This is a genomic window from Oerskovia enterophila (genome assembly GCF_001692445.1).
GTDB lineage: Bacteria > Actinomycetota > Actinomycetes > Actinomycetales > Cellulomonadaceae > Oerskovia > Oerskovia enterophila.
Window position 1 is genome coordinate 1 of the sequence record NZ_MAQA01000088.1, and the last position, 7,335, is coordinate 7,335.

Sequence of the window (7,335 nt, forward strand, 5' to 3'; positions counted from 1 at the left end):
GCGTGGTCCTCGTCGTCGCGGTGATCGCCTACGTGATCGCGGGCCCCGTCCGGCTCTCGCGCCGGGCTCGTACGTCGGCCACGGTGTTCGAGGACGACACGCGCTCGGCCACCGACCTGCGCGCGGCCCTCGCGGCCGTGCGGACCGAGGTGGGCAAGGCCGTCGTGGGTCAGGACGCAGCGGTCACGAGCCTGCTCATCGCGATGCTCTGCAAGGGCCACGTGCTCCTCGAGGGCGTGCCCGGCGTCGCCAAGACGCTGCTCGTGCGCACGCTCGCGGCCTCGCTCGACCTGGACACCAAGCGTGTCCAGTTCACGCCCGACCTCATGCCCGGCGACGTCACGGGATCGCTCGTGTACGACGCACGCACGGCCGAGTTCTCGTTCCGCGAGGGCCCCGTCTTCACGAACCTGCTCCTGGCCGACGAGATCAACCGCACTCCCCCGAAGACCCAGGCCTCGCTGCTCGAGGCCATGGAGGAGCGCCAGGTCTCGGTCGACGGGACGCCGCGGATGCTGCCGGACCCGTTCCTCGTCATCGCGACGCAGAACCCCGTCGAGTACGAGGGCACCTACCCGCTGCCCGAGGCCCAGCTCGACCGCTTCCTGCTCAAGCTCGTCCTGCCGCTGCCCGAGCGCGACCAGGAGATCGAGGTCCTCGCACGGCACGCCGCGGGCTTCAACCCGCGCGACCTCGCCGCGGCGGGCGTCCGCCCCGTCGCGGGCCGCGAGGTCCTCGACCGCGCGCGTGCCGAGGTCGCCCAGGTCCAGGTCTCGCGCGAGGTTCTCGGCTACGCCGTGGACCTGTGCCGCGCGACGCGCCACTCCCCCTCGCTGTCGCTCGGTGTGTCGCCCCGAGGCGCCACGGCGCTGCTCGCGACGTCGCGCGCGTGGGCCTGGCTGTCCGGTCGCGGCTACGTCACGCCCGACGACGTCAAGGCCCTGGCCCACCCGACGCTGCGTCACCGCGTCCAGCTGCGCCCCGAGGCCGAGCTCGAGGGCGTGACCGCGGAGAGCGTGCTCGACACGGTGCTGGCCTCCGTGCCGGTCCCGCGCTGAGCGCCGGCGGCCTGAAGGGATGACATGGCTCTGACGTGGCGCGCCGTCGCGCTCGCCGCCCTCGGGGTGGTGGCGGTCCTCGTCGTGCCCTCGTACGGCACGGTCCTGGTCTGGGCGCTCGTGGTCGCGCTGCTGTGCGCGCTCGACGTGACCCTCGCGGCCTCCCCGCGACGGGTCGCGGTCGAGCGGCGCGTCCCGGGCTCGGTCCGCCTCACGGGCCGCGCGACGTCGCAGCTCGTCGTGACGAACCTGACCGGGAGGCGCCTGCGCGCGGTGGTCCGGGACGCCTGGGCCCCGTCGGCGGGCCCTCAGGTCAACCGGCACACCGTCGACCTGCCCCCGGGCGAGTCGGCGCGTCTGACGACCGTGCTCGTACCCACCCGGCGCGGTGACCGGCTCGCGGACAAGGTCACCGTCCGGGCCGTGGGACCGCTCGGCCTCGCGGCCCGCCAGGTCTCGCTCGACGTGCCCGGTCGCCTGCGCGTCCTGCCCGAGTTCGCCTCGCGACGGCACCTGCCGAGCCGCCTCGCCCGGCTGCGCGAGATGGACGGGCGCGCCGCGGTCCAGGTGCGCGGCGAGGGGACCGAGTTCGACTCGCTGCGCGAGTACGTCATCGGCGACGACGTGCGGTCGATCGACTGGCGGGCCTCGGCACGCCGGGCGGACATGGTCGTGCGGACGTGGCGACCCGAGCGTGACCGCCGTGTCCTGATCGTGCTCGACACCTCGCGCACGTCGGCGGCCCGCATCGGCGACGAGCCGCGCCTCGACGCGAGCATCGAGGCGGCCCTGCTGCTCTCGGCCCTCGCCGGACGGGCGGGCGACCGCGTCGAGCTGTTCGCGTACGACCGCAGCGTGCGGGCCAGGGTCGCGGGTGCGGCCGGCCCCCGCCTCATGCCGGCCCTGGCCGACGCGCTCGCGCCCATCGAGCCCGCGCTGCTCGAGACCGACTGGCCGGGACTCGTCGGCTCGGTCCACCAGCGCCTCTCGCAGCGCGCGCTCGTGGTCCTGCTCACGACGCTCGACCCAGCAGCCGTCGAGACCGGCCTGCTGCCCGTCGTCGGGCAGCTGACCTCCAAGCACCAGGTCGTCGTGGCCTCGGTCGCCGACCCCGAGGTCGCAGCGCTGCGCGCTGCCCGGGGCTCGACCGCCGACGTCTACGACGCCGCAGCCGCGGCACGCGTCGAGCTCGAGCGCACCGCGGTGCGGACCGTGCTCTCGCAGAAGGGCGTCGAGGTGGTCGAGGGACTGCCCGAGGAGCTCGCGCCCCGGCTCGCCGACACCTACCTCGCGCTCAAGGCGGCCGGACGGTTGTGACCCACGGCGCCGTCAGGACCGGCGTGGCCCCGGGGTCGCGCCGGTCCTGACGAGACCTGCGCGGTCCTGCCCTCACAGCTCCGTCACACGACCCGTCGCAGCGCTCCCAGGGCGCCGTCTAGGCTGGTACCCGTCCCGCCCCACCACCGAAGGAGCAGCACCGTGCGCCGACCGGCCACCTCGCGCGACCGTGAAGCACGCAACCGCCGGGTCGCGATCATCGTGATCTTCGCGCTGTCCGCGACCTTCGTCATCCCCGCGCTCGGCTTCCTGATCTTCTGACCCCGCGACCCGGCAGGACCGCTGCCGGGCAGGGTCTCACGGCGTCCTGACACGCGTCCGCAGACGTCCCGCGTGTCGGCCCCTCGCGGCAGGATGGCACCATGACCGCCGCCGGCCGCCACGGGCCCACGCTCAGCCTCGACGACCTCAACCGCGCGCTGCTGGCACGCCAGCACCTGCTCGCACCGCGCCCGGCCTCGTACCCGGCAGCGGCGGGCGCGCCCGCTCGCACCAGTACGACACCAGCCGCGCCCGTTGCCGCGGTCTCCTCCACTCCCGCTGCCGCGGGCCCCGCCACGACCCCTGCGCCGCGCAGCACCCCGACCCTCGCCGAGGTCGACCACCTCGTCGGGCTCCAGTCGCAGGTCCCCACGACCCCGTACCCCGGGCTGTGGTCGCGCCTCGAGGGGTTCCGCACCGACCACCTCGCGAACAGGTTCGACGACCGCTCGGTCACGCGCATCGCCGTGATGCGCGGCACCGTCCACCTCGTCACGGCCGACGACGCCCTCGAGCTCCCGGGCGTGCTGCGCCCGCTGCTCGAGTCCGGCGTGCGCGTGGGCAGCGTCCACGCCAAGGCGTTGGTCGGCACGGACCTCGGCGACGTCGCGGCGGCCGCGCAGGACCTCCTGGCCGAGGCGCCGCTCACCTCGACAGACCTGGGCCGGCTCCTCGGTGAGCGCTGGCCCGACGTCCATCCTCAGCACCTTGCCTACACGGCCCGCTGCTACCTCCCGCTCGTGCAGGTCACGCCGCGCGGGGTGTGGGGCGCGAGCGGCCCCGGCACGACGACGACGTGGACCACGGCGGACGCCTGGTTCGGCCGCCCGAGCCGATCGCTCCGCGACCCCGACGAACGCTTCGAGGCCCTCGTGCGACTCGTGCGGCGCTACCTCGCTGCGTTCGGCCCGGCGACGGTCATGGACGCCCAGAGGTGGTCGGGCCTGACGGGGCTGCGCGACGTCGTCGGGCACCTGCGCCCCGAGCTCACGACCTTCACCGGACCCGACGGCAAGGAGCTCCTCGACCTGCCGGGAGCACCCCGCCCCGGCGCGGACGCCCCCGCGCCCCTCGCGCTCGTCGCGGAGTTCGACAACCTGGTGCTGGGTCACGCCGACCGCACGCGCGTCGTGGACGACGTGCGGCGCAAGGCGATCACGACCGTCAACGGCCAGGTGCCCGGGACGGTCCTGGTGGACGGCTACGTCGCCGCGACGTGGAAGGTCCGACGGTCCGGCTCGCGGCCGGCCACGTCGCCCGGCGCCGTCGCGCACCTCGACGTCACCCCGCTCGGCCACACGTTCACGCCCGCCCAGCGGACCGCTCTCGAGGAGCGCGGCGGCGAGCTGCTCCGGTTCGTGGCCCCCGAGGCGACCGAGCACGTGGTGGCAGTCGGCGCCGGGTAGGCCTCAGGCCGCGACGGGCGCGACGTCCCCCGCGTGGTCTGCCGTGAGGTCGCCCGTCTCGCCCGCCTGCACCGCGCGCCGACCGAGCACGATCGTGTAGACCCAGAACGCCGCGAGCGCGACCGCTCCGATCACGATCTTGAGCCACCACGCCATGCCCGACCCGGTCACGAACCCCTCGATGAGCCCGGACACCGCCAGGACCACCACGAGCCCGATCGCGATCGTGAACAGTGCCCGTCCCTCCTCCGCGACGGCCCGGCCGCGGGTGCGCGGCCCCGGGTCGATCAGGGCCCAGAAGAGCCGGAGCCCCGCAGCCCCCGCGACGAAGATCGCGGTGAGCTCGAGCAACCCGTGCGGGGCGATGAGCGTGAGGAACGTGTCGAGCTCGCCGTAGTACGCCATCATGCCGCCCGTCGACCCCACGCCGACCGCGTTCGCGAACATGATGTACGCCGGGAACACCCCGGAGATCCCGAGCGCGATGCACAGCGCGGCGATCCGGGCGTTGTTGGTCCAGACCATCGACGCGAAACCGGCGCCGGGGTCGTAGTAGCTCGCGAAAGCCTCGTCGACGTACTGCTCGCGCGCCGCGGGAGTCCCCATCGAGGCGAGCGCGTCCGGGTTCGTGGCGACCCACCATCCCGAGACCACGGCGACGCCCACGAACAGGACCATGATCGTCACGGTCCACCACCGGATCCGGTAGAGAGCCGCGGGCACCGAGACGGTCGCGAAGCGCACGACGTCACGCCACGCGGGCTCGTGGGCCCCGGCGATGCGCGTCCGGGCGCGCCCGAGCAGGTCGGAGAGCCGCGTGATGAGCACCGGGTCCGGGGCGGCCGAACGGATCGTGGAAAGGTGCGTCGCGACCGACTGGTAGAGGCGGACGAGCTCGTCGGCCTCGGCACCGTCGAGCGAGCGCTTCTTGGTCAGCTCCTCGAGTCGCGACCACTCGGCGCTGTGCACGGCGTTGAAGGCATCCAGGTCCACGCGGGCAACCTTGCCACACCTGGAGCCCGCAGGACCGCCCTTGACCTACAGTGGGCCGGACCGCCTCGTGGCCGTCCGCGCGACGGGGTACGAGGTTCGACGAGGCACGACCGAGGAGCACGAGTGCAAGACGGCATCCTGACCGGCGAGGGAGTGGTCCTCGACGCACGACCGGCGTCGTTCGTGACGCGCGCCCTGGGAGCCGTGATCGATCTGACGGCGATCGGGATCGTGCTGTTCGCCCTGCTCTTCGCCGCGGCCGGGTCGGCGCTCGACGCGGTGAGCCCCGAGTTCGCCCCGGCGCTCTGGGCGGTGATCCTGGTCCTCGTGATGGTCGGCATCCCCACGACGGTCGAGACCCTCTCGCGCGGCCGGTCGCTCGGCAAGCTCGCCCTGGGCATCCGCGTCGTGCGCGACGACGGCGGCCCGGTCCGCTTCCGGCACGCGTTCATCCGAGCGCTCGTGGGCGTGGGCGAGCTGTGGCTGACGTTCGGCTCGGTCGCGCTCATCGCGTCGTTGTCGAACGACAAGGGCAAGCGCGTGGGCGACATGCTCGCCGGGACGTACGCGATCCGCGTCCGCGGTGGGAGGCCGACGTACGCCGCGATCGCCATGCCGCCCTACCTCGCGGCCTGGGCCGCGCACACCGACATGCGCAAGCTCCCCGACGGCCTGGCCCTCGCGGTGCGTCAGTTCCTCGGGCGCGCGGCCACGCTCAACCCGGCCTCGCGCGTACGGATCGGGCAGGACCTCGCGGGCAAGATCGAGCGCTTCGTCGCCCCCGGCCCGCCGCCCGGCACGCCCCCCGAGGACTTCCTGTGCGCGGTGCTCGCCGAGCGGCGGAGCCGGGACTGGGTCACGGCGCAGCGGGGGCAGCAGCTCGCGCACGAGCAGGGCGAGATGCTGCACCGGCTGCCGTACTCGGTGCCCGACCCTCGGAGCTGACCGCCCCGTAGCCGGCCCGCTCGCCCCGCTCGGCCACCCGGGCCGCCGCGGGACCGGTCGGCCGGGCCGCCGGGGCCTCGAACCGGCCGAAGACCGCCGCGAGGGCGCCCAGGACGAGCGCAGCCGCACCGAACCACAGGGGTCGGCTGGCCCACCAGTCGGCGCTCCAGGCCACGGGCAGCGGCGACCCCACCCCGAGCAGGACCACGCCGATCACGACGAACATCGCGGTCAGGTGCCACAGGTACAGCGTCATCGAGCGCGCGGCGACCCACGACACGAGGACCGCGCCGCGTCCCTGCGCCCAACGGACGACGGCGTCGCGCACCGCGAGCGCGACGCTCACCTGGAGCACCGCGTGGGTCACGGCGAGGGCCGTGGGCGGGCCGAGGTTGGAGATCGCGTCGCCGGGCATCCCGATGAGGCTCAGCGGGTAGGGGCCCGCGACCACGAGGCCGGCCATCGCCGCGAGGGCCGCCGCCGCGGTGAGCCAGAGGGCTCGGCGCGAGGGCAGCGCGTCGCGACGCACGAGGTCGACGTACGCGATCCCCAGGACGTAGGGCACGGCCCAGCCGAGCAGGACGTTGACGACCGCGACCTGGTCCACGCCCGCCCCGAAGCGCACCGCGTCCACGAGCAGAGGCGCGGCCACGGCGATCACGACCAGGCGCCACCCCCACGCCCGGTAGGCGCGCAGCAGGGCCGGCGTGACCGCGAGCAGCAGCAGGTAGACCCCGAGGAACCACAGGAGCTGGGGCGCGATGCGTGCGACCTGCCGCACGGCCTCCTGCGGGACCCCGAGCGTCGGCAGCACGAGGACCGCGGCGGCCCACGTACCGACGAACGCCGCGACGGGCCTCCAGATCCGCGGGAGCCTACGACGGACCACGTCCCACCCGGCCGTGACGACACCCTGGCGACGTGCGGTCGGGAGGTGAGCGGCGCCGTCGGGCCTGCCGGCCGTGCCGGTGCGCCAGAGCTGGTACGCCGCGGACGCGCCCGCCGCGAAGAACAGCAGCGGCAGGACCTGCAGGACCCACGTGAGCGTCCACGCGCCGCCGTGCGACAGCGCGTTGCCGATACCCAGGCGTTCGCCGTCCCACGTGGCCTCGGGCATGAGCCAGTGCACGCTCAGGACGGCGAGGGTTGCGAGGGCGCGCACGGCGTCGACGAACACGTCGCGCCGGGCGGCGCCGCCGGGTGACGCGGAGGCCCGACGGCGGAGCGTCGGGTCGTGCGGTCCGGTCGCGGAGGTCTTGCCCGAGACCTGGCCGGGGCGGGGGCCGGTTCTGCCAGGACCGCTGCTGGGGCCCGCGACGTGGCCCGCCGTGCGG

General features: G+C 74.7%; 6 protein-coding genes. 4 read left to right on the forward strand and 2 right to left on the reverse strand.

All coding sequences use genetic code 11. The features are described 5' to 3' along the window. Positions 1-83 precede the first annotated feature (83 nt). The 3 genes from OERS_RS19895 (at position 84) to OERS_RS19905 (ending at position 4,063) form a co-directional block, all read left to right on the forward strand. On the forward strand, positions 84-1,058 hold the full coding sequence (locus OERS_RS19895) for an AAA family ATPase (protein WP_068627735.1): 975 nt from the start codon (positions 84-86) through the stop codon (positions 1,056-1,058). A gap of 24 nt (positions 1,059-1,082) precedes the next feature. After that, a complete protein-coding gene (locus OERS_RS19900; protein WP_068627732.1) occupies positions 1,083-2,375 on the forward strand; it encodes a DUF58 domain-containing protein in 1,293 nt (430 codons plus the stop codon). Between the two features lie 383 nt (positions 2,376-2,758). Continuing rightward, positions 2,759-4,063, forward strand: coding sequence for a winged helix DNA-binding domain-containing protein (locus OERS_RS19905; RefSeq protein ID WP_068627733.1), 1,305 nt, complete (start codon positions 2,759-2,761; stop codon positions 4,061-4,063). 3 nt (positions 4,064-4,066) lie between these two features. Here the strand turns inward: OERS_RS19905 and OERS_RS19910 are convergent, their stop codons facing one another. Then, positions 4,067-5,056: a stage II sporulation protein M gene (locus OERS_RS19910; protein ID WP_056646070.1), complete on the reverse strand. Its 990-nt coding sequence runs from the start codon at positions 5,054-5,056 to the stop codon at positions 4,067-4,069. A gap of 123 nt (positions 5,057-5,179) precedes the next feature. On the opposite strand from OERS_RS19910, the gene OERS_RS19915 reads away from it, so the two are divergent. Continuing rightward, positions 5,180-6,001: an RDD family protein gene (locus tag OERS_RS19915; RefSeq protein ID WP_056646067.1), complete on the forward strand. Its 822-nt coding sequence runs from the start codon at positions 5,180-5,182 to the stop codon at positions 5,999-6,001. Here OERS_RS19915 and OERS_RS19920 read toward each other — a convergent pair. Continuing rightward, the coding region (locus OERS_RS19920) for an acyltransferase family protein (RefSeq protein WP_068627734.1) at positions 5,913-7,335 on the reverse strand (1,423 nt) is incomplete at its 5' end. The genes OERS_RS19915 and OERS_RS19920 overlap by 89 nt on opposite strands.

Bases quoted from the DNA above. Each gene is read 5' to 3' on its own strand.
- OERS_RS19900 (WP_068627732.1), top strand. From the start codon at position 1,083: ATGGCTCTGACGTGGCGCGCCGTCGCGCTCGCCGCCCTCGGGGTGGTG.
- OERS_RS19905 (WP_068627733.1), top strand. From the start codon at position 2,759: ATGACCGCCGCCGGCCGCCACGGGCCCACGCTCAGCCTCGACGACCTC.